General features: G+C 73.1%; 22 protein-coding genes. 10 read left to right on the top strand and 12 right to left on the bottom strand.

The features are described 5' to 3' along the window. On the bottom strand, positions 1–608 hold a 608-nt coding region (locus AB0O40_RS09575; RefSeq protein ID WP_365037446.1), incomplete at its 3' end, for a GntR family transcriptional regulator. A 29-nt stretch (positions 609–637) separates the two neighbouring features. Here AB0O40_RS09575 and AB0O40_RS09570 point away from each other — a divergent pair. Then, positions 638–1,558 (top strand): DMT family transporter, encoded by a 921-nt coding sequence (locus AB0O40_RS09570; RefSeq protein WP_365037444.1) that lies wholly within the window; start codon positions 638–640, stop codon positions 1,556–1,558. A gap of 25 nt (positions 1,559–1,583) precedes the next feature. On the opposite strand, the gene AB0O40_RS09565 is transcribed toward AB0O40_RS09570, so the two are convergent. Together AB0O40_RS09565 and AB0O40_RS09560 are read right to left on the bottom strand one after the other, a co-directional pair. Further along, the gene (locus AB0O40_RS09565; RefSeq protein WP_365037442.1) at positions 1,584–4,148 is read right to left on the bottom strand and encodes a serine/threonine-protein kinase; all 2,565 of its coding nucleotides are present in this window, start codon (positions 4,146–4,148) and stop codon (positions 1,584–1,586) included. A gap of 167 nt (positions 4,149–4,315) precedes the next feature. Then, on the bottom strand, positions 4,316–5,896 hold the full coding sequence (locus AB0O40_RS09560) for a M4 family metallopeptidase (RefSeq protein WP_365037440.1): 1,581 nt from the start codon (positions 5,894–5,896) through the stop codon (positions 4,316–4,318). 431 nt (positions 5,897–6,327) lie between these two features. Here AB0O40_RS09560 and AB0O40_RS09555 point away from each other — a divergent pair, with 431 nt between their 5' ends. After that, a complete protein-coding gene (locus AB0O40_RS09555; protein WP_365037438.1) occupies positions 6,328–6,933 on the top strand; it encodes a GPP34 family phosphoprotein in 606 nt (201 codons plus the stop codon). 131 nt (positions 6,934–7,064) lie between these two features. Here the strand turns inward: AB0O40_RS09555 and AB0O40_RS09550 are convergent, their stop codons facing one another. Next, positions 7,065–8,198 carry an alkene reductase gene (locus tag AB0O40_RS09550; RefSeq protein WP_365037436.1) on the bottom strand — a complete coding sequence of 378 codons (1,134 nt, stop codon included), beginning with the start codon at positions 8,196–8,198 and terminating at the stop codon, positions 7,065–7,067. A 67-nt stretch (positions 8,199–8,265) separates the two neighbouring features. Between AB0O40_RS09550 and AB0O40_RS09545 the strand changes: the two genes are divergently transcribed. Then, a complete protein-coding gene (locus tag AB0O40_RS09545; protein WP_365037434.1) occupies positions 8,266–8,658 on the top strand; it encodes a MerR family transcriptional regulator in 393 nt (130 codons plus the stop codon). An 11-nt stretch (positions 8,659–8,669) separates the two neighbouring features. Next, a complete protein-coding gene (locus tag AB0O40_RS09540) occupies positions 8,670–9,203 on the top strand; it encodes an N-acetyltransferase family protein (protein ID WP_365037432.1) in 534 nt (177 codons plus the stop codon). Between the two features lie 63 nt (positions 9,204–9,266). Here AB0O40_RS09540 and AB0O40_RS09535 read toward each other — a convergent pair whose 3' ends face one another. Then, positions 9,267–9,716 (bottom strand): hypothetical protein, encoded by a 450-nt coding sequence (locus tag AB0O40_RS09535; RefSeq protein WP_365037430.1) that lies wholly within the window; start codon positions 9,714–9,716, stop codon positions 9,267–9,269. Positions 9,717–9,830: 114 nt separating this feature from the next. Here AB0O40_RS09535 and AB0O40_RS09530 point away from each other — a divergent pair, with 114 nt between their 5' ends. Further along, on the top strand, positions 9,831–10,616 hold the full coding sequence (locus tag AB0O40_RS09530; protein ID WP_365037428.1) for a maleylpyruvate isomerase family mycothiol-dependent enzyme: 786 nt from the start codon (positions 9,831–9,833) through the stop codon (positions 10,614–10,616). A gap of 120 nt (positions 10,617–10,736) precedes the next feature. Here the strand turns inward: AB0O40_RS09530 and AB0O40_RS09525 are convergent, their stop codons facing one another. Continuing rightward, complete coding sequence (locus tag AB0O40_RS09525; protein WP_365037426.1) at positions 10,737–11,255, bottom strand: hypothetical protein; 519 nt, start codon at positions 11,253–11,255, stop codon at positions 10,737–10,739. Positions 11,256–11,533: 278 nt separating this feature from the next. Beyond that, entirely contained in the window at positions 11,534–12,871 is a 1,338-nt protein-coding gene (locus AB0O40_RS09520; RefSeq protein ID WP_365037424.1) for a PLP-dependent aminotransferase family protein, read from the bottom strand. Positions 12,872–12,988: 117 nt separating this feature from the next. Between AB0O40_RS09520 and AB0O40_RS09515 the strand changes: the two genes are divergently transcribed. After that, positions 12,989–13,612 (top strand): DJ-1/PfpI family protein, encoded by a 624-nt coding sequence (locus tag AB0O40_RS09515; protein ID WP_365037422.1) that lies wholly within the window; start codon positions 12,989–12,991, stop codon positions 13,610–13,612. A gap of 51 nt (positions 13,613–13,663) precedes the next feature. Here the strand turns inward: AB0O40_RS09515 and AB0O40_RS09510 are convergent, their stop codons facing one another. From AB0O40_RS09510 to AB0O40_RS09500, 3 genes are all read right to left on the bottom strand, one after another. Next, positions 13,664–14,128, bottom strand: coding sequence for a DUF3618 domain-containing protein (locus tag AB0O40_RS09510; protein ID WP_365037420.1), 465 nt, complete (start codon positions 14,126–14,128; stop codon positions 13,664–13,666). Then, positions 14,125–14,541 (bottom strand): phage holin family protein, encoded by a 417-nt coding sequence (locus AB0O40_RS09505; RefSeq protein ID WP_365037418.1) that lies wholly within the window; start codon positions 14,539–14,541, stop codon positions 14,125–14,127. The genes AB0O40_RS09510 and AB0O40_RS09505 overlap by 4 nt, the downstream gene beginning before the upstream one ends. A 102-nt stretch (positions 14,542–14,643) precedes the next feature. Then, positions 14,644–15,696: a YihY/virulence factor BrkB family protein gene (locus AB0O40_RS09500; protein ID WP_365037416.1), complete on the bottom strand. Its 1,053-nt coding sequence runs from the start codon at positions 15,694–15,696 to the stop codon at positions 14,644–14,646. 169 nt (positions 15,697–15,865) lie between these two features. On the opposite strand from AB0O40_RS09500, the gene AB0O40_RS09495 reads away from it, so the two are divergent. Continuing rightward, positions 15,866–16,297 carry an SRPBCC family protein gene (locus AB0O40_RS09495; protein ID WP_365037414.1) on the top strand — a complete coding sequence of 144 codons (432 nt, stop codon included), beginning with the start codon at positions 15,866–15,868 and terminating at the stop codon, positions 16,295–16,297. Positions 16,298–16,334: 37 nt separating this feature from the next. Here AB0O40_RS09495 and AB0O40_RS09490 read toward each other — a convergent pair whose 3' ends face one another. Together AB0O40_RS09490 and AB0O40_RS09485 are read right to left on the bottom strand one after the other, a co-directional pair. After that, positions 16,335–17,363 (bottom strand): magnesium and cobalt transport protein CorA, encoded by a 1,029-nt coding sequence (locus AB0O40_RS09490; RefSeq protein ID WP_365037412.1) that lies wholly within the window; start codon positions 17,361–17,363, stop codon positions 16,335–16,337. 145 nt (positions 17,364–17,508) lie between these two features. Then, a complete protein-coding gene (locus tag AB0O40_RS09485) occupies positions 17,509–18,045 on the bottom strand; it encodes an RICIN domain-containing protein (RefSeq protein ID WP_365037410.1) in 537 nt (178 codons plus the stop codon). Between the two features lie 325 nt (positions 18,046–18,370). On the opposite strand from AB0O40_RS09485, the gene AB0O40_RS09480 reads away from it, so the two are divergent. The 3 genes from AB0O40_RS09480 (at position 18,371) to AB0O40_RS09470 (ending at position 23,258) form a co-directional block, all read left to right on the top strand. Further along, positions 18,371–19,966: an RICIN domain-containing protein gene (locus tag AB0O40_RS09480; protein WP_365037408.1), complete on the top strand. Its 1,596-nt coding sequence runs from the start codon at positions 18,371–18,373 to the stop codon at positions 19,964–19,966. Between the two features lie 150 nt (positions 19,967–20,116). Continuing rightward, entirely contained in the window at positions 20,117–22,318 is a 2,202-nt protein-coding gene (locus tag AB0O40_RS09475; RefSeq protein WP_365037406.1) for a UvrD-helicase domain-containing protein, read from the top strand. A 220-nt stretch (positions 22,319–22,538) separates the two neighbouring features. Next, positions 22,539–23,258: a class I SAM-dependent methyltransferase gene (locus tag AB0O40_RS09470; RefSeq protein WP_365037405.1), complete on the top strand. Its 720-nt coding sequence runs from the start codon at positions 22,539–22,541 to the stop codon at positions 23,256–23,258. The last annotated feature ends 10 nt before the right edge of the window (positions 23,259–23,268 follow it).

Here is a 23,268-nt window from a genome sequence, read left to right as displayed (position 1 = left end):
CCCGCGTTCGACTCCAGGGCCACCGCCAGGAGTCCGGCGGCCGGCCCTCCGTCGCGGGCCAGCCAGCCGGCGACGGCCGTCCGCAGGGCGGGCGCGCCCTGCGGGTCCCCGTAGCCGAAGTCGGCGGCGGTCAGGCCGGCGAGCACCTGCCGCTCGGCCTGGAGCCAGGCGGTGCGGGGGAAGGCCGTGAGGTCGGGCACGCCGGGGGAGAGGTCGATCCGGCAGGGCACCGCGCGCAGCGCGTCGACCGGGCCGCCGCGCGGGGCGGGGGCGACCGGGACGGCGGGGGCGGCCGGCGGCACCGCGACCACCACCGTGCCGCCCCGGCCGCGCCCGGCCACCTGGCCCGTCTCGGCCAGGCGCTGGTAAGCCTCCGTCACCAGGCCGCGTGAGACGCGGAGTTCGGCGGCGAGGACCCGGGTGGCGGGCAGCCGGCTGCCGACCGGCAGGGTGCCGTCGGCGATGGCGGCCCGCAGCCGGCCGGCCAGCCAGTCGGTGCGCGCGCCCGCGGGCACGCCGCCCATGTCGAGCTGGAGGAAGTCCGAACCGGCCGGCCGGACCAATCGCGTTATGGACCCCTGCTCGGAGACCTCTTTGGACCTGCTCACCGGACCATTGTGCCTCCAGGCTGGTCCGTATGACAGGTACCAGCACCTCGCCCCCGCGTCCCGCCCCGGCCCCACGCCCCTCCGTCCGCGTTCCCGTCCGCGATCTGCTGCCCGGTGTGGCCGGCATGGTGCTGGTCGGCAGCAGCGTCACCGTCTCGCGATCCCTGGCCGGGGCCCCGCTGTTCACCGCCCAGGCGCTGCGGTACGCGGCCGCGGCACTGCTCCTCGTGCTGTTGGCCCGGGCCGCCGGGGTCCCGCTGCTGCGTCCCCGGGGGCGCGAGTGGCTGTGGCTGGCGGGGGTCGCGGTGAGCGGTCTGGTGCTCTTCAACGTGGCCGTCGTACGCGGGGTCGCGCATGCGGAGCCGGCGGTGATCGCGGTCGCCATGGCCTGCGCGCCGGTCCTGCTCGGGGTGGTCGGTCCGCTACTGGAGGGCCGCCGGCCCAGCCGCCGGGTGCTGCTGGCGGCGCCGGTGGTGGTCGTGGGGGCCGCGCTGGTCGAGGGCAGCGGCCGCACGGATGCCGCCGGAGTGGGCTGGGCCGCGCTGGCGCTGGCCTGTGAGGCCGGGTTCACCCTGCTCGCGGTGCCGGTACTGGGCAGGCACGGGGCGTGGGGAGTCTCGGTGCACGCGGTGTGGATGGGTGCGGCGATGCTGGCGGGGCTCGCGGTGTCCACGGAGCCGCCCGCCGCGGTGACCGAGCTGGGGGCGGCCCAGTGGGCGGCCGTGGGCTACCTGGCCGTGCTGGTCACGGCCGTGGCCTTCCTGCTCTGGTACCGCACGGTGGCGGCCGTGGGCTCCGGCCGCGCCGGACTGCTCACGGGCGTGGCCCCCCTCGCGGCGGCCGGCGCCGGAGCCCTGACGGGCGGCGGCGTCCCCGGCCCGCCGGTATGGCTGGGCCTGGCCGTGGTGATCGCAGGCCTGACCGCGGGCCTGCGCCCAGACAGCGCCTGACTGCGGAACGTCACGGAGTGCCGGGTCACTCCCCGGCCCCGCGGGACTCCGGTGTCATGGCCAGCGCGGCGACGAAGGCCGCCGGGGTCGGGTAGCGCAGCCCGGGGTCACGGGCCAGGCAGGTGCGCAGGACCTCGCGCAGCGCGTCCGAACCGGGCAGGTCGGCCACCGAGACCTCCTCGTGTGCGACGGCGTACAGGCGGGCGGAGAAGGAGGAACCCTCGTGGGGGAGCCGGCCGGACACGCACTGGTACAGCACCGCGCCGAGGGCGTACAGGTCCGACCGGATGTCCGCCTCCTGGCCCAGAAGCTGCTCGGGTGCCATGAAGACGGGCGTGCCGATCATGTGCCCCGTCTGTGTGAGCCGCTCGCCCGCCGCCTCCAGGGCCCGGACGAGCCCGAGATCGATGATCACGGCCCCGCGGCTCCGGTGGAGGACGATGTTGGACGGCTTGATGTCGATCCGGGACAGGCCCATGGCGTCCAGGTAGCGAAGGGCCTCGCCGAGGTCCGCCGCGATCCCGGCGGTCCGCTCGGGCGTCAGGATCCCTTGCTCGGCCAGGAGTCCGGCGAGCGAGGGCCCCTCGATCAGTTCCATGACCAGGGCCTGCTCCGGGGAGTCGAGCAGCTCGATGGAGCGCGCGACGTTGGGGTGGCGCATCCGCATGCCGATCCGGGCCTCACGGTGGAACCGGGCCAACATGTTTTCGTCAGCGGCAAGTTCACGGCGGAGCAGCTTGATCGCCACGGTGTCGCCGGTCTGCAGGTCCCGCCCCCGGTAGACGACGCCCATGCCGCCCGACCCGATCGCCTCCAGTGCCTCGTAGCGGTCGCCGAGCCGGGTGACCGGCAGCGGCCGCTCCGGCACGACGGCGGCAGGGACCCCGTCCGTGGTGTTCGTGCCCTGGGGAACGGGCCGGACCGTGGTGGCGGTGTCCCAGGGGCCGGCCAGTTGGGGTGCGGGCAGCCCCAGGTCCACCCGCTCGTTCTCGTTGTGCCGGGCGAAGCCGGCCAGCCGCCGGGCGTAGGCGTCGGTGAGCCGGTAGTACGTGACGCGGGAGTCCGCCGGGTTGCCGTACGCGGTGGCGTCGGCCCGGTCGCCCTCGCTCGCCACTTCGAGGACCCCGTTGCGCACCAGGTGGCGCAGCAGCCGGGTCACCGTCGGCGGGTCCATCCGCAGGAGCGGGTCCACCTGTCCGTCGCCGGTGATCTCCCGCGCCGTGAACATCCGCCCCCGGCTGCGCAGGGCCCAGTCCACCACGTGGTACCCGCTCAGGCGCCAGCGGTCCTCGTCGATCGGCAGCGGTGCCGGCCCGTCCGCCGTGTCCACGGCCACGGCGGCGGAGACCACCTCTTCCAGGTGGCTGTAGAACTGTATGCGGCCCCAGTCCTCCTCGGGTACCTGGAGCATCGGACGTCCCGAACCGCCCCACACCACCAGGGCGTTGAGCTCCTGGAGGAGCCTGCGGGGCACGCCCCGCGCCTTGAAGCGGAGGTAGTCCGTGAGCGTGCCGAGTCCCGCCGGCTCCGCGTCCGGCGCGTCCGGCGAAGGGTATCCGTGCCAGGTCACGCTCGGCGGCTGGATCCCCGGCAGCGGGGGCGGCTCTGGCGTGCGCCGGAGCTCGGAGCGCCGGGCGTCGAGGAGCCCCTGTAAGAGCCGCTCGGGGGCCTCCCACAGGCACGGCACGTACATCCGCCAGCTGAAGACGCTCTCGTACACGCCGTTGCCCCGGTCGGCGTCCCGGATGGCCTGGTCGTGCAGGTCGGGACCGGCCACCAGGATGAAGTGGGCGCCGCGTGCCGTCAGCACGTTCTTGAGGGTGCCGAGCAGGGTCTCGAGGTGGCGCAGGGCGTCCTCGGAGCTGTCGGTGAGCTTGTCCACCTCGTCCAGCACGATCACGGGGTGCACCAGCAGCCGGTCCCGTACCCGGCGGCGCAGGCGTCGGCGCCGACGGGGGGCCGGGTGTCCCTGGACGCCGCCCAGGAGCTGGATGATCCGGATGAGGTCGTGCTCGACGTCCGTCTCGGAGTAGGCGAGGAAGGCGGCCTCGGTCGCCCGCGCGCTGGTGCGCTTGCCCGTCAGGCTCAAGGTGGGCGTCACGGCGGCGAGCGGGCCCTTCTGGAGCCCGAACCCCATGGTGCCGCCGTGTTCGTTGCCCTCCGAGTGGGTCTGCTTGAAGGACAGCGAGGTGCGGGTGTAGGCGAGCAGCAGGGCTTCCTGGACGTCCGGCGGCAGCCGCTTGAGCAGGCCCCGGTCGTCCAGCGTCTCGAAGATGCGCCGGACGACGGCGAAGAGGAGCTGGTCGCCCTCCATCTTGCGGGCGATGTTCAGGTGCACGCTCAACAGCGCGTGCTTTCCGGCTCGTTCGTAGTGCTCGGCGGTGGCCGCGAGGGCCTGGAGGACCAGTGTCGACTTACCGACCCCGCGGAACCCGCTGACCAGGAAGGTGCCGCCGCGGGAGTGCACCAGCCGCTCCCGCAGCGTGGCGACCAGCTCCTCGTGGCCGAGCACGGGGATCGCCTCGTCCCGGGCCGCCAGCGGCTCGTGGACGTACCGGAACTCCTGGTGCAACTGTTGCAGGTACAGCATCGAGCTCCCCCTCGCTCCTGCGCCGGCCGGCGGCTCAGCCTAGACGGCTTGATCAGCGCTGGGGTGGCGATCCGTCAGGTGGGGGCTCCGGCATGCGGACGGGCCCGGGTCGACGCTCGTGCGAGCGTCGGCCCGGGCCCACGTGCTAACTGCCCCGCCTAGGGGACTTACTTGACGTTGATGCCCTTCCAGGCCGTGTTGACCGCCTTGTACTCGGTGCTGGTCGAGCCGTAGAGGTCCTTCGCCGCCGACAGCGTGGCGGTGCGGGCCTTCTTGTAGTTGGTGGTGGAGGTCATGTAGGTGGAGAGGGCCTTGTACCAGATCTTGTAGGCCTTGGTCCGGCCGATGCCCTTGACGGTGATGCCGCCGTAGGCCGGCGAGTTGTACTTCACGCCGTTGATGGTCTTGCTGCCGCTGCCCTCGGAGAGCAGGTAGAAGAAGTGGTTGGCCGGGCCCGAGGAGTAGTGCACGTTCAGGTTGCCGAGGCCGGAGTACCAGTTGTCCGCGGACTTGCCGTCCTTGCTGGGCTTGTCCATGAAGCGCAGCGGGGAGCCGTTGCCGAAGATGTCGATCTTCTCGCCGATGAGGTAGTCACCGCGGTCCGACGGGTTGTTGGCGTAGAACTCGACCGAGGTGCCGAAGATGTCGGAGGTGGCCTCGTTGAGACCGCCCGACTCCTTGCTGTAGATCAGGCCCGCGGTGGAGGCGGTCAGGCCGTGGCTCATCTCGTGGCCGGCCACGTCCAGCGAGGTCAGCGGGTCGGCGTTGCCCTCGCCGTCGCCGTAGGTCATGCAGAAGCAGTCGTCGTCCCAGAACGCGTTGACGTAACCGTTGCCGTAGTGGACGCGCGAGTACGCGCCGACGCCGTCACCGCGGATGCCCAGACGCTTGAGCTGGTTCTTGTAGAAGTCCCAGGTGACGGCCGCGCCGTAGGCGGCGTCCACACCGGCCGTCTGGCGGCTGGTGATGGAGCCGTTGCCCCAGATGTTGTTGGAGTCGGTGAAGAGCGAGCCCCGGCCCTCGCTGCCGCCCTTGAGGTCGTACGTCTTGTGGCCGCCGCGGACCAGGTCCTTCAGCGAGTACCGCCCGCTGCTGAGGGTGGTGGAGAGCTTGACCTTGCCGCTGTACTGGCTGCTGCCGGTACCGGTGCTGGTGAAGACGCTGTTGAAGGAGTACAGCTTCTTGCCCGTGCGGGCGTCGGTGATGGTGTGCACCTTGCTCGGGGTGCCGTCGGCGTCGGTGCCCTTGACGACGGTCTCCCACGCCAGGACGGCCGGGCCCTCGGCGGCCCAGACGACCTTGCGGGCGCCCTTCGGGGCGGCGATGGACGCGGGAGCGTCCGTGCTGGCCAGGGATATCTTCGCGTCGTTGGCGCGGGTGGTGCCGAGCAGGGCACCGCTCTTCTGGTGGACGACCAGGTCGCCGCCGAGGACCGGCAGGCCCGCGTAGGTGCGCTCGTAACGGGTGTGCACGGTGCCGTCGGCGTCGCGGATCACGTCCCGGACGACCAGGGCCTCGGCCGAGCCCAGGCCGATGGCCTTGGCGGTCGCGGCGGCACCGGCCTGGGCCTGCGCGATCGCGGCGGCGCGCTGCGGGCCGCTCTGGACGACCGCGCTGGCGCCGGCCTCGAGGTCGGGCGCAGCAGTGGCCGAACCGCTCTGCAGACCGACGACGACCATCGCGGCCGAGGCGGCCAGCGCGCCGACCTTGACGATACGAGTCCGGGACGAAGTGGACGTGCGCTTCATTCTCGCTCCTCTACATGTGCCCATGGGGGGTTGGCTGCGAGCCTGTCAGTCAGATGATCGTTTTGACATCTTTGAGTCAAGGATTTGACCTTCTGTTGTCCGAAGGTCGAACTCCGTTGCCCGAATGCCGGATCCGTCCGGTTCACGCTCGAACGCCCATGACCAACAATTGAAGCGACGCGCGGTGTTCGGTACTTGACCTGAGGTGGGTGGGATGCGTGTGCCGTACGCAGGCTCGCGGGTGTTCGAAAAGCCTTGAGGATCGGCCCTGTTGGCGAAACGGTCGTCGCGCAGAAGCGGAGCGCACCTCTCCGCGTGACCGGGGCGTGATACTGATCGGGTGACAGTCCGTCCGCTGCCGGGCCGGCCGCGGACGCGGGCCGGCGGCCGCTGGGGGAGACACCCTTCCGACACCCCGACGGGAGTCGTACATGACCACGGCGAAGGACCTGTTCATCATCGCGATGGAACCGGCGGCGAGGCCGTCCGTCGGCCAGGGCGACCTGTCGCTCGCCCTGGCCGGAGCCGAGCTGATCGACCTCGTCGACGCGGGTGCGGCGGCGGTGGAAGGCGACCGCATCGTCCCGGGAGGCGCCCCGCCGCCGGCCGGCGGAGCCATCGGAGAGGCCGCGGCCGGGGTCCGGCGGCAGCCCCCGTACGAGCGGGTCGAGGACTGGCTGTGGCGCCGGGGCCGGGACCTCTCGGCCGCGTACCACGACGCCCTGGAGCGGGACGGCGAGCTGACGCGGAAGCCCGCCGGACGCCTGCGCCTGGGTCCGGACCAGGCGGAACTGACCGATACGCCGGCGCGCCGGCAGGCGGCCGAGCGCTGGGAGCGGCAGGAGCCCGTCCTGACCGCCCTCGCCGCCGCCGTGGGCCTGGAGGCCGAGGTCCCCGAGGACGAGCCCGCCCCGGCCGACGAGGCGGTGACGACCGTGGTGGCCGCCGTCCTCGACGCGGTGATGGAACTGGAGGCCGTCCGCCAACGCCGCTCCATCGAGAAGGCCGCCTTCGCCAACGTCTGGCGGGGGCCGTGAGGGCAGCGCCGCCCGCGCCGACGCTCTGAGAGGCAGGCGATCAACACCGGGAGCCGGGGGCCTCACGCGGAGTGGGCCCGAGCCGGGTGGGAGACCGGACGCTCCACGGGGCCAAACGGAAGCGCATGATCTCACGCCGCGTCGCGGAGGGCGGCGGGGGTCCCGGTCGCCGGGAGGGTGGGGTAGTCGGTGTAACCGTTCTCGCCCTGCGTGTACATCAGGCCCTCCTCCCGCAGGGCGTTGAGGGGGGCGCCGGTGCGCAGCCGGGCGACGAGATCGGGGTTGGCCAGGAAGGGGCGGCCCAGCGAGATGAGGTCGGCCCCGGCGGCGAGCAGGCGTTCGGCCGCCTGCCGCCCGCCGTCGGCGGGCAGCGGGCCGCCCCAGCCGAGCACCGGGTTGGCGATGAGGGTTCCGGGCCAGGCCGCGCGGATGTCCTTGAACATCTGCTGCTCCGGGTCGGCGAAGACGAGGTGCAGGTACTCCGGGCCGATGTCGGCCAGGGCCGCCACCAGCGCCGGGTAGAGCTGAGCGGTGTCGCCCTCGTCGATGCCGTTCACGGTGAGGCCGGGTGCCAGGCGCACCCCCACCCGCTCGGGGCCGATGGCCTCGGCGACGGCCCGGACCACCTCGACGGTGAAGCGGATGCGGCCGGCCACCGAGCCGCCGTAGCCGTCGGTGCGGTGGTTGGTGCCCTTGGCGAGGAACTGGTGCAGCAGGTAGCCGTTGGCCGCGTGCACCTCGACCCCGGCGAAGCCGGCCGCGACGGCCCGGCGGGCCGCGTCCGCGAAGTCGGCCACGGTGGAGCGGATCTCGTCGACCGTCATCTCCCGGGGTACGACTGCTTCCTGACGTCCCGTCGGAGTGTGGATCGGCTCGGGGAGCGGGATCGGGGAGGGAGCCACCGGCATCAGGCCGCTCGTGTCGGGGTGCCCGACCCGGCCGCCGTGCTGGATCTGGAGGAACATCCGGCCGCCGGCGGCGTGGACCGCCCCGGTGACCTGCCGCCAGCCCTCGACGTGCGCGTCGTTGTGGATCGCCGTGATGTTCGGGTACGTCTGGCCCACGGCGTTCGGGGTGGAGGCCTCGGCGATGATCAGGCCGGCGGTGGCGCGCTGGGCGTAGTAGGTGGCCGTGATGGCCTGCGGGACGCCGTCGGCGGTGGCCCGGTTGCGGGTCATCGGCGCCATCACCAGGCGGTTCGGGAGGTCGAGCGGACCGAGGCGGGTGGGCTCGAAGAGGCGGGAGTCAGCGGCTGCGTTCGTCATGCCCGTACGGTAGGAGTTGACACTGATGTCAGAGACAAGTCCGGTGGCTGCGATACGGGGTGGGGAAATGCGGATCGGTGAACTCGCGCTGCGCAGCGGGGTGAGCGAGCGGTCGCTGCGCTACTACGAGACACAGGGCCTGCTCGCCTCCGAGCGGACGCCCGGCGGCCAACGCGTCTTCGGCGAATGGGCGGTCGACCGCGTCATCCGGGTCCAGGCTCTGTACGCGGCCGGACTCAACAGCAAGAAGATCGCCCGACTGCTGCCCTGCATGCGGGACACGGACGGTGCCCCGAGCGAGCGGGCCACCCCGCAACTGGTCGACGAACTGAGCGCGGAGCGCGCCCGGATCGACGCCACCATCGCCGACCTCCTCCGCTCCCGAGACGTCCTCGACGAGGTCATCGCCACCGCCACCACCACCCTCCGGCCCGCCCCGGCCACGTCGCCGGCCTCATGACGCTCCGGACGGTGACAGCAGAGGGAAGCGCGGTCCGCCCCGCCACCCGGGCCGATCTGGGTGCGGTGGCGGACATCTACGCGCACTACGTCCACCACACGGTCGTCACCTTCGACGAGACCCCGCCCCCGCCGGCCGCCTGGCAGCGGCGCTTCGACGACCTCGCCGGCCTCGGCCTGCCGTTCCTCGTCGCCGAGGCGGCCGGGGAGGTGGTGGGCTACGCGTACGCGGCCCCCTGGCGCACCAAGCCCGCCTACCGCCACACCGTGGAGAACTCGATCTACCTCAAGCCCGGCCGCACCGGCCGGGGCATCGGCGCGGCCCTGCTCGCCGCCCTCCTCACCGAGTGCGCCGCCACGCCCGCCCGCCAGATGATCGCCGTCATCGCCGACGCCGGCACCGACGCCTCCCTCGCCCTGCACCGCCGCTTCGGCTTCGTCGAACAGGGCCGCCTCACCGAGGTCGGACACAAACACAACCGCTGGATCGACACCATCCTCATGCAACGCCCCCTCACCGAACCCCGGCGGCCCCCAGGTGCCTGAGGCGCGCCGCCCGGGTCCGTAGAGCCGGCCAGGACCGGAGCTTCGCCACGTGCGGCGGTACCGTCATCCGGACCGGAAGCGATCCTTACCGCCCCGCCGCGGCCAAAGCCCGAGTCGAGCGAGCCGTCGGCTCAGGGGCTGGGCGACTGCCTTCTGAGGCGTCGGTGGCGGCTCGCCTTCGATGACGTGCAGCAGCTCGTCGTCCTCGCCATAGAGCTCGAGGCTGAAGTGCAGGCGGAACCGCCGCAGCAGCGCTGCGAGTTCTTCGAACCGCTGCGGATCGACGACTCCGTGCAGGAGCGTGTCGCGGTCGGTCGGGTCGACCTCGATGCGGCACCAGGAGGTCTCCAGCTCGTACGACTCCCAGGACGACGATCTGGAACTCCAGCCGGCTCCGATGAACCGCTCCGCCACCGTCGAGGCAGTCGGGGCCGCGGTCAGGACGCCGTAGACGTTGTCGTTGATCTGGAGCCAGGCGGGATCGAACGGCTGTCCCTCATCGGATATGTCCACGCCGGGAGTATGCAACGGCCCCGGCAACCTCCGGACTCCGCGACGGTTGGCCGACCGGAAGGGTCGCGATAAAACCACTGTCCGATCATCGGACCAGGGTGATAGACATCCGGTGTGGAAAAGAATCTTGAGTTCCCGGACCTGCTGCGACTGATCGACGAACGGTCGAGCGCCTTCCGGGAGGCGGTCGCCGATGCGCCCAGCCTTGATGTGCCGGTGCCGACCTGTCCCGGGTGGACGCTGTTCGATCTGGTCCAGCACCTGGGTGGGGGAGACCGCTTCTGGGCCGCCATCGTGGGCGCGGGGGCCGCCGACGGCCCGCCGGCCGAGGCCGTCGCCGCGCGCGCCGCCCTCGAGCTGCCGCGGGAGCGCGAGGTGCTGCTGCCCTGGCTGGCGGCCTCGACGGAGCTGCTGCTGAGTGCCCTGCGCGAGGCGGGGCCGGACGCCGACTGCTGGGCGTGGTGGAGTGGCCTCCAGACGCCGCGGACCGTCGGCGGAGTGGCCCAGCACCGGGTCCAGGAGAGCGCGGTGCACACCTACGACGCCCGGCTCGCCGCGGGCGTCACGCAGCCGCTGCCGGAGGACGTCGCCCTCGACGGTGTCGAGGAGTTCCTGTTCAGCTGCGTCGCCACGTCCAGCGCCTGGCCGCACAAGCCCACGACCTTCGACTTCGAGGCCACCGAGGGCCGCGCCTGGCGCCTCACGGTCGACGGCGACGGCGCACGCTCCGCCCGCCTCCCCGCCCCCGCCACGGGCGAGGACGCGGCCGCTGTCTCCGTCCGGGGCACGGCCAGTGAGCTGGTCCTCTACCTGTACGACCGCATCCCCGTCGACTCCCTGCACCTCGAAGGCGACGCAGGCCTCCTCGACCTGCTCCGCGCCTGGGAGCCGGAGCACTAGGACGCAGCAGCGCCACTCGGCCGCGCCCCGGGCCCCGTCCGTCGAGGCTCGGGGCGCGGCCGCGTCGGGCACAGCCTGACCGTGGTGGGGATCCCCTCCCTTCAGAGAGGGGATCGCCCGTCACATGATGGAGAACCAGACCGACTCCATCGGCAGGCCGCGGCCCTCGGTGCCGGCGATCAGGTGGGAGGGGTCGTCGCCGGGGTGGCCGGCGGGCACGTCCCCGAGGTTGCGGACGTGGGCGACGCTGTAGGCGCGCCGGTCGGCGGGGGCCCAGAACTCGATGGCCTCGACCGGCGTGTTCATGCCCGTGGTGCCGATCTGGATGTCGTGGCCCTTGCTGGCGCACTCCATGTGGTCGTCCCAGCCGTAGTTGGCGCGGTGGGCGCGGAAGCAGCCCGTCCAGGTGCCGTTGATGTGCACGCGGACCGCCTCCAGGTTGAGCCCTTCGCCCTCGGTCCCGGCCATCCCGCCGTCGCAGTGCCAGTTCAGCCAGCCCTTGTTCTGTACGTGCGCCTGGTAGCAGAGGTTGCCGTAACCGGGAGGCCCGTCCGCCTGCGCGGGGGTGGTCGGCATGGCGAGCGCGCCCACGACGAGGGCGGCACCGGCGAGCGCCGTGGCGAAGGACTTCCTGATCACGACTGTCTCCTGTCGGGGGATGAGGCGGCGGGAGCGCCCGGGGAAAGGGGCCGAGGGCCCGGCAGGGCGCTGACCGGTTCCGAACATTAGGCCCCGGGCAGCGGCCGGATCCCGTCCCACCGTGTCCCGGGCTTCCCGATCACGTCCCTGAGACGCCGTCCCGTGGGACCGGCCCACCGCCGGTGCGCCATACGGCTGTTGAGCCGCCTCGAAAGCGCCGCCGACACGCGGTCAGCCGTGAACGGCTCATCCGTGAACCGGCCCATCCCTGACCGGGCTCAGGCGTAAGCGTCCTCGACCACGACCTCGCGGACCGTGCGCAGTGTCGAGCGGAGTGTGTCCGTGTCGGTGGAGCCCAGGGCGAGGCGGAGCGCCTGCGGGGTGTGCGTGGTGGTGGTGTAGGGCTCCGCCGTGGAGACGGAGATGTGCCGGCGCGCGAGACGGGCGGTGAGGCGGTCGGCGCGGGCGTCGTCGGGCAGTGGCAGCCAGGTGAAGTAGGACGAGGGGTGGCCGATCAGCGGCAGGCCCGCTAGCTCCTGCCGGGCGAGCGCCTGGCGCGCCGTGGCGTCCTCGCGTTTCTGCGCCTCCAGTCGGTCGACCGTGCCGTCGTCGAGCCAGCGGCAGGCGATGGCGGTGGTGAGCGCCGGGGTGTTCCAGGTGGTCGCCCGGACGGCGCGTTCGAGGGCGGGCACCGCCGTCGGGGGAGCGAGGACGAAGCCGACCCTCAGTCCGGTGGCGATGCTCTTGGACAGCCCCGAGACGTAGAAGGTGATGTCCGGCGCGCTCGCGGCCAGCGGCGGTGGCGGGGTCTCGGCCAGGTAGGCGTACGAGGCGTCCTCGATGATGAGCGGACCGTACCGGCGGGCGATCCCGACCAGTCGGGCCCGGTCGGCGGCCGGCATGACCCAGCCCAGGGGGTTGTGCAGGGTGGGCATGGTGTAGATCGCCCGCACCGGGCGGGTCGCGCACAGCCGCTCCAGGGCGTCCAGATCCGGCCCGGCGGCGGTGCTGGGGACGGGCTCCAGGTCGAGGTGGAAGGCGTCTGCGAGCACCTTGAACCCGGGGTAGGTCAGTGCGTCGACCGCGACGACGTCGCCGGCGTTCAGGGTGGCCATGACGGTGATGGTCAGCCCGTGCTGGGCGCCGCCGGCGATCAGGATCCGGTCCGGGTCGGCGGTGAGGCCCCGGCGGCCGAGGTGTCGTGCGAGGGAGGCCCTGTCCTGGGGGCGCCCGCAGTGGGGCTGGTAGCGCAGCAGCGATTCGAGATCGCCGGAGCCGGCCACCTCCCGCAGGGCCTGGCGCAGGAGGTCGGCCTGGCCCGGCACCGAGGGGTAGTTGAAGGTGAGGTCGACCGCGTCCGGGGCGGCCGGCCGCTGGTCGATGCCGTGACCGGCGCGTACCGCGATGTCCCGCACGAACGTACCGCGGCCCTGCTCCCGGCTCACCAGGTTCATCGCCTCCAACTCGGCGTACACCCGGGTCGCGGTCACCACCGCGATGCCCTCGCGGGCGGCGAGCCCACGGTGCGTGGACAGCCGTGTCCCCGGGGCGAGCCGCCCGGCCCGGATGTCGGCGGCGAGGGCGTCGACCAGCTGCTTGTACCGGGGGGTTGCCATGCACCGGATTGTATCCATGACAATTCTTTGACTGTCCTGCTCGCGGCTCCATAACGTCGGGTCCAACGCATCGGGTCCAACGCATCGGGTCCAACGCATCTGAAAGGGACAGCCGCCGTGCACATCGCCATCCTGACCTTCGAGGGCTACAACGAGCTCGACTCCCTGATCGCGCTGGGTGTGCTCAACCGCGTCAAGGCCGACGGCTGGCGCGTCACCCTCGCGACCCCCAGCCCCACGGTGACCTCGATGAACGGCGTGGTCATCGAGCAGATGTCCACCCTCGAGGAGGCCTGCGCCGCCGACGCCGTCATCGTCGGCAGCGGCATCGCCACCCGCGAGGTCACCGAGGACCCGGCGATCATGAACGTCCTGCGCGGCCTGGACCCCTCGCGCCAGCTCATCGCGGCCCAGTGCTCCGGCGCGCTCGTCCTCGCCCGGCTCGGCCTGCTCGACGGCGTCCCCGCCTGCACCGACCTCACCACCAAGCCGTGGGTCGTGGCCGCCGGCATCGAAGTCCTCAACCAGCCCTTCTACGCCAAGGGCAACATCGCCACCGCCGGCGGCTGCCTGGCCTCGCCGTACCTCGCCGCCTGGATCATCGCCCGCCTCCAGGGCGACGCCGCCGCCGCGGACGCGCTGCACTACGTCGCCCCGGTCGGCGAGAAGGAGGAGTACGTCGAGCGCGCCCGCCGCACCATCACCCCGTACCTCCCCACCCCCGCGCTCGTCCAGGCGTAACCACCCGAGCAGGCCCGCGCGCTCCCGGCCCGCCACGAGCGGTGTGGGTGGTCAGTTCCGCCGCCGGTTTCGGCGCAGGAGAAGGAACAGCGCCAGGGCCGCCGCGGCGGCCAGGAGCGGGGTGCGGTTGGCGCGCGCGGCGGTGGCGGCCGCCCCGGTCTTCTCGCGTATCGGCTCCGGGGTCTTCGCGGCGGCCAACTGCCCGGCGTGCACCGCACCGTCGCGGACCTGGGCCGCGGCGTGCGCCGCCTTGTCCCGTACGGGGTCCGGGGTCTTGTCCCTGATCACCTCGGCGGCCTGCGCGGCCTTGTGCCGAAGCTGCTCGGCGACGAAGGCGGCCTTCTCGACGGCCTGGTCCTTGACCTCCGCGGCCTTCTCCATGGCCTGCTCCTTGATGTCGGCCTTGGCCGCCAACGCCTCGACGGTGCGCCCGAGCTCGTCGCGGGTGTGCTCGACCTGCTCGCGCAGCCGGTCGGGGCTGGGTGCGGATCCGTCGCCGTGCCTGTGCTGGCTCATGAGTGCGCTGCCTCCTTGATCGTGGCCACGTCGGCCTTGACGCTGTCGATGGTCTGCCCGGGTGCCGGGCCGCCGGCCGTGGCCAGCTGCTTCTTGCCCGCCGCGGCCAGGACCGTGGCCACCACCGCGAGCAGGGCGGCGACGATCAGGGCCGCCGCCCACACGGGGAGGGCCAGGGCGAGTCCGCCGATCGCGGCGGCGACCAGCGCTTGCGCGGCCAGTACGCCGACGAGACCGGCGCCGCCGAACAGGCCGCCGCCCACGCCGTATCGCTTCCCCTTCTGGGCCATCTCCGAGCGGGCCAGCTGCATTTCCTCCCGGACCAGTTCCGAGATCTGCTGCGCCGCCCGGGTGACGAGTTCACCCACGGAATCGTCCCGGCCGCGGCCGGCCCGGCTTTCGACGACGCTCACGCTCCCTCACCTTCCTTTGCCTGTCGGGTGGTGCCCCCGGGCGCGCATACCCCGCAATCCGCGGGTCACCCACCCGGCCACGTCCGGTCCACGCCGTTTCGCTCACTCCATGCGGCGGCGGTCCGCCGCGCTCCACGCCCGGGTGTCCCGCGGCTCGACGTACGGCTCCTCGTCCTCCGGGAGTCCGCCGGCGATCGCCCGCTGGCGCGCCATCTCGGCGTCGAACTCGAGGCCGAGGAGGATGGCGAGGTTGGTGATCCACAGCCAGACGAGGAAGATGATCACACCTGCGAGCGTGCCGTACGTCTTGTTGTACGAGCCGAAGTTCGCGACGTAGAAGGCGAAGCCTGCCGAGGCGGCCATCCAGATCGCCAGCGCCAGCACGCTGCCGGGGGAGACCCAGGCGAAGCCGCGGCCCTTCGCGTTCGGCGCGGCCCAGTACAGGATCACGATCATGGCCGTGACGAGGACCAGCAGCACCGGCCACTTCGCGATCGACCACACCGTCATCGTGGTGTCGCCCAGACCGAGAGCCGACCCGGCCTGCCGCGCCAGGCCACCGGTGAACACCACGATCAGCGCACTGACGACCGCCAGGACCATCAGCGTCACGGTCAGCGCCAGACGCAGCGGCAGCACCTTCCACACCGGCCGCCCCTCGGGCACGTCGTAGACGGCGTTGGCGGCGCGGATGAAGGCGGCGACGTATCCGGAGGCCGACCAGACGGCGAGGGCCAGGCCCACCACGGCCAGCAGCGAGCCGGTGCCGGCATTGCCCTGGAGCTGGCGGACCGCGTCGGCGATCACGTCGCGCGCGGAGCCGGGGGTGAGCTTCTGCAGGTTGTCCAGCACCTTCTCGGTGGCAGACTCGCCGGCGACGCCCAGCAGCGACACCAGGACGAGGAGGGCGGGGAACAGGGCGAGGACCCCGTAGTAGGTCAGCGCCGCCGCCCGGTCCGCCAGCTCGTCGTCCCTGAACTCCGCGACCGTGCGGCGCAGAACAGCCCACCAGGACCTCTTGGGCAGCTGGGAGGGCCGGTCCGGTGCGCGTTCGGCCACCTCCGGGGCCGGACCCGCACCCTCGGCGTGGTCGGAAACCGGCGGCCGGGGGTCATGGGGCTTGTCGTCGTGCCTGTGTTCGCGTGTGGGCCTCATGACCCGCGCATTGCCCATCGGATCCGGTCCATGCGTGCGGCGCTGCGGGGCGGGCGGCTCCGCTCGGGCGGGGTCCCGGGCGCGGAGCCCCCGCGGTGGTGCATCCGCCAGGGCGTTCCCGCCCGAAGGATCAGCAGTACGGGACGTCGCCGACCGAGGAGGCACGCGCATGATCCGTGTGGTCCGCACCATCGCCATCCACCGTCCGATGCAGGAGGCGGTCGCCTACCTCGAGGACTTCACACACGCCGAGGACTGGGACCCGGCAACCGTCTCCTGCGTCCGCCTCGACCAGGGTCCGGTCGGACCGGGCGCGCGCTGGCGCAACACCTCGCGCTTCCGCGGACGGACCAGCGAGGTCGGCTACCGGCTCGACGAGCGCGGCCCCGACCGCCTGCGCTTCGTTGGGGAGAACAAGACGGTCCGCCTGACCGACGACCTGCGCTTCACGCCGGTCTCGGACCGCTCGACCCGGCTCGTCTACACCGCGACCTTCCACTTCAAGGGCCTGGCGCGACTCGCCGAGCCGTTCCTGCGCAAGGACGTCGACCGCCTCGCCGACGACGTGGCCGCCGCCATGCCGTCCGCGGTGGCTCCTTGACGCTCCTCAGCACTCCGGGAGCCGTACGCGCGGCGGGCTAGAGCCAGCCGTTGCGGCGGAAGGCGCGGTAGAGGGCGCCGGAGGCGAGCGCCATCAGGCCCAGGGCCAGCGGGTAGCCGTAGGTCCAGCCGAGTTCCGGCATGTGCTCGAAGTTCATCCCGTACACGCCTGCGACCATCGTGGGGATCGCGAAGACCGCCGCCCACGCCGAGATGCGCCGCATGTCGTCGTTCTGCCAGGTTCCGACGCGGGCCTGTTGCGCGCCCAGCACCGAGTCCAGCAGCTCGTCCAGGGTCCGGACCTCGATGTCGGTGCGGTGCAGGTGGTCGGTCACGTCCCGGACGTACGGGTCGATCTCCGAGAGCCGGCCCTTCGCGTCCGGGCCGTCCAACAGGCCCTGCAGTACCGGCACGAGCGGCTGCACGGCGTCGCGGAACTCGCGGACCTCCCGTTTCAGGGAGTAGATGCTCTGGGTGTGGTCGACGCGTGAGGTCGAGAACACCTCGTCCTCCAGCCGGTCGAGGGTGGCGCGGACCCTTCGGGCCGCATCGCTGTACGCGTCGACGGCGACGTCCAGTACGGCGTGGAGCACCGCCCAGGGCCCGGTGCGCAGCATCCGCGGATCCCGTTCCAGCCGCCGTGCGGCCTCCGTGCAGATGTCCGTCGTGCCGTGGGTCACGGTGAGGAGGCTGCGCGGGCCCACGAAGAGCATCATGTCCCCGGTCTCGACCGCTGTCTCCTCCGCCACGTACCGCAAGGGCTTGATCGCGACGGCCAGGACGTCGCCGAAGCGCTCGCGCTTGGGGCGCTGCCGCCCGTGGAGGGCGTCCTCGACGGCCAGCGGGTGCAGGTCCAGGACCCCGGCCAGCCGGACCAGTTCGCTCTCCGCGGGGTCGGTCAGCCGGACCCAGGCGAACTCGCCCTCGCCCAGGTCCGCCAGCCGCTTGAGGACGGGGCGGCAGTCCTCGTCCGGCAGCTCGCACTCCACGTACTCCGACCGGCCCGAGGCCCTTTCGTATATGACGCATTCCATGTCCCGCACATGCGTCGGCAGCGCGTTTTTCATGCGGGCACCATCGCAACGGGCGCCATTCGCAACGGCTGCCATCGCAGCGGGCGCCATCGCCGCGGGTGGCCGCGGCGGGTGTGTGCCGCGGCCACCGCGTTCCCCCGACGTCCCCCGTGTTCCCCGTCAGGTCCCGCTCAGACCGCTACCAGGTCCAGTAGTGGTCGGCCCAGGTCCCGCAGGGCCACTGGATGACCTTCTCGCCCTGGGCCGTGCTCGCGCCCGGGATGGCCAGGCACTGGCCGCTGTTGTAGTTCACGAGCCGGGTGCCGCCGGAGGTGTACTGGACGCCCCAGTAGTGGTCGTTCCACGTGCCGCAGGGCCACTGGATCACCTGGGTGCCGGCGGTCTTGCTGCCGCCGGGCACGGCGAGGCACTGGTGGCTGTTGAGGTTCTCCAGCCGGTAGTACGCGATGCCGCCGCTGGTGAAGCCGTACTGGAAGGACCAGAAGTGGTCGTTCCAGCTCCCACAGCCCCACTGGATGAGGCCCTTGCCGGCCTCGGTGCTGCCGCCGGGGACGGCCAGGCACTGGCCGCTGTTGCGGTTGACGATGTGCACGTAGGTGGTGGCGGCCGCGGTCCTGCCCTTGTCCTGCGCGGTGGCGCTCTGTGCGGTACCCAGGGTGAAGAGCAGTGCCGCCGAGCAGGTGAGGGCTGCGGCAGCGCGCTTGAGTGACGTCACTGTGTCGCCTTTCGTGGTGGTCGTCGCCATCGGTGGTGCTGCTGGCCCGGCACACGCTCCCCGGGCCCCGGATTGGCCGCCCCCGGAGTTGTCCGGGTCCGCAGGTCCGCGGCGTGCGGTGGGTGGACAACGTGAAGTCCGGCGGCGGGTGCGCGCCGCATCCCGCACCGTTCCCGCCATCGGGACCGGGCCGGGGTGGACGGTGGGGGCCGCCGCGGTGTTGCGTGGTCCACCAGGGGCGGGCGGCCACGGGTTGTCCGCGGACATCGGGGTCGGCGGTGGAGGGGCGGCGGAGATGGCCAGGCCGGGGCGTCCGCAGGGCGGGATGAAGGGTGCGACGGGGGAGGCCAACGAGCTGGCCGGGCTGCTCGCGGAGCTCACGGGGGAGTTGACCGTCCGTGAGCTGGCCCGGCGGTACGGCGGCAGCAAGACGCTGTGGAGCGAGTACCGCTGCGGGGCCCGGATCATCCCGCTGGGCCGGCTCAACGGCGTGGTGCGCGACCGGGTCCGGGACGCCCGCGGTCTGGCCGCGACCCTGGACCGGGCCCGGCTGCTGCACGAGGCGGCGCTGCTGGCGGACGTGGCCCAGGGGCCCGTGCCCGACGTGGCGGAGGCTCTGCGGCGGGCCGAGGAGGACCTGGAGGCGTCGGTCCGGTTGGTGCGGGGACTCGTCGGGATCATCACGATGCTGTTGCCGGCACCGGGGTCCGAAGGCACGGGGGAAGCGGCTGCGACCGGTGCGGAGCGGGCCGAGGTGGTCCCGTACGAGCTGGTCGACCGGGCCGTCGACCGGCTCGGCACGGCCTGGGCCGTCGGCCACGCCGCCCGCCGGGTGACCGAGGGCCTGCTTGCGCAGGAGCGCGCGGCACTGCCCGCCGCCGAAGCCGCCGAGAGCGAGCTGGTCGTGGCCCTGGCCCGGACGGACGGCGCGCTGGAGCACCTGGAATGGGAGGTGGTCCAGCTCGTGGCGGAGGCTGCGGAGCTGCGCCGGGGAGCCGGCGCTTCGGCGACGGATCCGGTCGAGGGCGTCGTGCTGGAGCGCCTGGACCGGACCGTGGCCACCGGGCCGGTCCGCTCCGGGCCGCGCCGGGATCCGGTACGCCGGCTCGGCTCGGCCGCGATCGCGTTCGTCGCGGCCGCCGTGCTCGGGGTCGCCGCCCTCGTGACGACGGCCGTGGTCGTCCTGGCCGGCCGGGAGCCGGCCGGAACGGCCGCCGCCGCTCCCACCGTCCAGCCGGTGGGAGCCCGCCCCTCGGTCACGCTCCCGGTTCCCGCACCGGGTGTCACGGTCCCTGCGTCCCCCGGGCCCACGGCGCCGGCGGGGACGGTACCGAGTGCGAGGCCGCCGGGTACCGTGCCCGCGCCGCCCCCGCGGCCGGCCGCCCCGGCGCCCACCCCGCCCGCCGCCACCTCGCCGACGCCTTCGGCGTCCCCCACACCCACGTCCACACCCACGCCCACGCCTTCGGCCACCCGACCGCCCGCCGGCCTGCTCCGGTTCGCCAACGCCGGCAGCGGCCTGTGCCTGGCCGTGCCCCCGGGCAGCAGCACGCCGGCGGACGCGCTCGTCCAGGCGGGCTGTGTCGCGAACCCCGAACGGTCCTGGTACCTCACCCAGGAGTCCACCGGAGCGGACGGGCCCGTCTACTCGGTCCGCAACCGTTACAGCGGGCTGTGCCTCTCGGTCGAGGGGGCCCGTACGACGAACGACGTGCCGGTCACCCAGTACCTGTGCGGCGACCGGCAGGGGCTGTTCCCGGACCAGTTCTGGGTACTGCGCCACGACGGCGCGCTGCGGGCCTGGCAGTTGCTCAACCTGAACAGCGGCAAGTGCGCGGCCGCCCGCCCGGGCGCCCAGCCCGGCGAACAGGTCACCCAGCAGGAATGCCGTCCGGACCCCTGGTCGTCCTGGCGGGTGTGAGCGGCGGACGCTGCCGCGGGGCACAAAAAATACCCGGTCCGTACGTACGGAACCGGGTATTTGATTCGGTATATTGGGGAGTTGCGTCTCTGCGGAAACAATGCACGCAGTTGGGGCAACTAAAAGCATCGTACCGGGTCAGGAGTTGAATTGTCAAGCGAGGAATTGCAGCGCGAACAGCAATTCGTCACCCTCGTCCACGCACGCCTCGACGTGCTCAGGGCCGAGGCCGAATCCGCCGTGCGCACCGCGATCGCCCAGGTCGGGACCGGTCAGCAGGCGCGCATGGAGCGGGACGTCGTCGTCGCCGAAAGGTCCGCCGTGCTCGCGGCCCTCAATATTCCCGACACCGGACTGTGCTTCGGGCGCATCGACCACCGCGACGGCACCGCCTTCCATATCGGCCGCCTCGGAATCCACCGCGACGACAAGGAAAGGACCCGGCTGCTGATCGACTGGCGCGCCGACGTCGCGCGCCCCTTCTACCTCGCCACCGGATTCGAGCCGATGGGCCTGCGCCGCCGCAGGCACCTCACCACGCGCGGCCGCGAGGTCACCGCCCTGCACGACGAGATCATGGACCTCGCCGACACCGAGCGCACCGGCCACGAGTCGCACGACGCCGACGAGGTGCTGCTGGCCGCCCTGAACGCCGCCCGCACCGGCCGCATGGGCGACATCGTCCAGACCATCCAGGCCGAGCAGGACCGGATCATCCGCGCCCCGCACCAGGGCGTCCTGGTCGTCGAGGGCGGCCCCGGCACCGGCAAGACCGCCGTCGCCCTGCACCGGGCGGCCTACCTCCTGTACGCCCAGCGGGAGTTGCTGGCCAAGCGGGCGGTCCTGATCGTCGGCCCCAACCCCGCGTTCCTGGGCTACATCGGCGAGGTGCTGCCCGCCCTCGGCGAGACCGGCGTCCTGCTCGCCACCGTCGGCGAGCTCTTCCCCGGCGTCGAGGCCACCGGCACCGACACCGCCCGCGCCGCCGAGGTCAAGGGCCGCGCCGGCATGGCCGACGCCCTGGCCGCCGCCCTGCGCGACCGCCAGCAGGTCCCCGACAAGGACGAGCCGGTCGTGGTCCGGCACGACGACGGCGACCTGGTCATCGACTGGGGCACCGCCGTCGAGGCGCGCCACAAGGCCCGCGAGACGCTGCTGCCGCACAACCTGGCCCGCCCGTACTTCGCGTTCAACCTGATCGACGCGCTCACCGAGCAGCTTGCGGACCGGATCGGCGCCGACCCGTACGGTGGGCCGAACTTCCTGGGACCTGACGACATCGCGCAGCTGGCCAAGGCGGTCGCCACCAGCCCCGAGGTGCACGCCGCGATCGACGAGCTGTGGCCGCTGCTCACCCCGCAGCGCTTCCTGGCCGACTACCTCGCCGAGCCCACCCACCTGGCCGAGGAGGACGCCGCCGCGATCCGGCGCGAAGCCGGCGTCTGGACCCCCGCCGACGTGCCGCTGCTCGACGAGGCCGCGGAGCTGCTGGGCGAGGACGACTCGGCCGCCCGCGTCGCCGCCGAGGCCGAGCGGGAGCGCCGCATCGCCTATGCGCAGGGCGTGCTCGACGTGTCGTACGCCTCGCGGACCTACGAGTTCGAGGACAAGGACGACGAGGACTCCGAAGTCCTCGGCGCGCACGACGTGATCGACGCCGAGCGGATGGCCGACCGGCACGAGGAGGCCGACCACCGCAGCGCCGCCGAGCGGGCCGCCGCCGACCGGACCTGGGCCTTCGGCCACATCATCGTGGACGAGGCGCAGGAGCTGTCCGCGATGGCCTGGCGGCTGCTGATGCGCCGGGTGCCGACCCGTTCGATGACCCTGGTGGGCGATCCGGCGCAGACCGGCGACGCGGCGGGCCTGGGCGCCTGGCAGGACATCCTCGGACCGTACGTGGCGGACCGCTGGGAGCTGACCCGGCTCGGCGTCAACTACCGCACCCCCGCCGAGATCATGGAGTACGCGGCAGCCCGCCGCCGGGCCGTCGAGCCCGGCTTCGAGCCGCCGCGCTCCATCCGCAGCACCGGCCACCGGCCCTGGGAGCGCACCGTCGCGCTCGCCGAGGTGGCGGCCGCGGTCGAGGAGGCGGTGCCCGCCGAGGGCCGCCTCGCCGTGATCGCCCCCGCCGGACTGCGGGACGTGCTGCGGCCGTTGCTCGGCCTGCCCGACGGGCCCGTCGACCTCGGGCACGACCTGGTCCTGGTGGACCCGCGCGAGGCCAAGGGCCTGGAGTTCGACTCGGTCGTCGTGGTGGAGCCGGACCGGATGGGAGTGAACGACCTGTACGTGGCGCTGACCCGGGCCACCCAGTCGCTCGGCGTGCTCCACCTCGCCGATACGCCGTAGCGGTGCCGGGTCCGGCGGCCCCGCTCGCCCCGGCCGGTCGAGGCCGTCCGGGGCGAGCGGGGCAGTCCCCTCGGTGCCGTCCCTGTTTGCCCGGCCGGGTCCCCGCGCAGGATGGAGGCGGCGGGTGACCACCGGGCGGCCGATGGCTCGTTGAACCGGACGGCAGACGGGCGCGGCCTCCCACGGGCCCCGCCCCCGACCCGACCCGCAAGGAGACCGCATGAGCGTGTCCGACCGCTACCGCACCGCCTGGGACGGCTTCTGGGAGCAGTCCTCGGGGGAGCCGGGCGAACCCTTCTGGGACGCCGACCCCGCCCTGACCGCGCAGCGCGACCTCGCCCATCTCACCCCGCACGCCGACGACTCCCTGCCCGTCGCCGACCTCGGCTGCGGCAACGGCACCCAGACCCGCTACCTCGCCACCCGCTTCCCCGCCGCCGTCGGCGTGGACCTCTCCGCCGCCGCCGTGGCGCACGCCCGCCGGGCCGACCCGGCGGAGGTCGCCTCGTACGAGCAGGTCAACCTCGCCGACCCGGTCCAGACCGGCGCCCTGCACGACCGCCTCGGCGATACCAACGTCTACATGCGGGCCGTGCTGCACCAGAGCGACCCCGAGGACCGCCCCGCGGTGGCCGCGGCCGTCGCCCGACTGGTCGGCACCCGCGGCCGCGCCCTGGTCCTGGAGCCGACCGGCGAGGCCAAGACGGTGATCGCCGAGCTCGCGGCCCAGCCCGGCGGCCCCTCGCCCAAGCTGCGCCGCGTCAAGGAGAACGACCTGCGGCCCGGTGAGGTCGCCGAGGGCGAGGTGGCCGACCTGCTGCGGGCCGCGGGCCTGACCGTCCTCGCGGAGGGGAGCACCGCCCTGGCCATGAGCGAGGACGGCCCCGACGGCGCCCCGGTCCGGCTCCCCGCCCGCTGGTTCGTCGCGGGCCGCCCCTGACGGGCGGGGC

The sequence above is a fragment of the Streptomyces sp. NPDC089919 genome (assembly GCF_040684615.1).
Classification (GTDB): Bacteria; Actinomycetota; Actinomycetes; order Streptomycetales; family Streptomycetaceae; genus Streptomyces.
Note: the sequence above shows the minus strand (reverse complement) of the source record. Positions and strands in the feature narration are given on the sequence as shown.

Coding starts and splice junctions, on each gene's coding strand:
- AB0O40_RS09565 (WP_365037442.1), bottom strand. CDS start 4,148: ATGCTGTACCTGCAACAGTTGCACCAGGAGTTCCGGTACGTCCACGAG.
- AB0O40_RS09545 (WP_365037434.1), top strand. CDS start 8,266: ATGCGGATCGGTGAACTCGCGCTGCGCAGCGGGGTGAGCGAGCGGTCG.
- AB0O40_RS09480 (WP_365037408.1), top strand. CDS start 18,371: ATGAAGGGTGCGACGGGGGAGGCCAACGAGCTGGCCGGGCTGCTCGCG.
- AB0O40_RS09520 (WP_365037424.1), bottom strand. CDS start 12,871: ATGGCAACCCCCCGGTACAAGCAGCTGGTCGACGCCCTCGCCGCCGAC.
- AB0O40_RS09495 (WP_365037414.1), top strand. CDS start 15,866: ATGATCCGTGTGGTCCGCACCATCGCCATCCACCGTCCGATGCAGGAG.
- AB0O40_RS09490 (WP_365037412.1), bottom strand. CDS start 17,363: ATGAAAAACGCGCTGCCGACGCATGTGCGGGACATGGAATGCGTCATA.
- AB0O40_RS09560 (WP_365037440.1), bottom strand. CDS start 5,896: ATGAAGCGCACGTCCACTTCGTCCCGGACTCGTATCGTCAAGGTCGGC.
- AB0O40_RS09500 (WP_365037416.1), bottom strand. CDS start 15,696: ATGAGGCCCACACGCGAACACAGGCACGACGACAAGCCCCATGACCCC.
- AB0O40_RS09570 (WP_365037444.1), top strand. CDS start 638: ATGACAGGTACCAGCACCTCGCCCCCGCGTCCCGCCCCGGCCCCACGC.
- AB0O40_RS09510 (WP_365037420.1), bottom strand. CDS start 14,128: ATGAGCCAGCACAGGCACGGCGACGGATCCGCACCCAGCCCCGACCGG.
- AB0O40_RS09550 (WP_365037436.1), bottom strand. CDS start 8,198: ATGACGAACGCAGCCGCTGACTCCCGCCTCTTCGAGCCCACCCGCCTC.
- AB0O40_RS09555 (WP_365037438.1), top strand. CDS start 6,328: ATGACCACGGCGAAGGACCTGTTCATCATCGCGATGGAACCGGCGGCG.
- AB0O40_RS09470 (WP_365037405.1), top strand. CDS start 22,539: ATGAGCGTGTCCGACCGCTACCGCACCGCCTGGGACGGCTTCTGGGAG.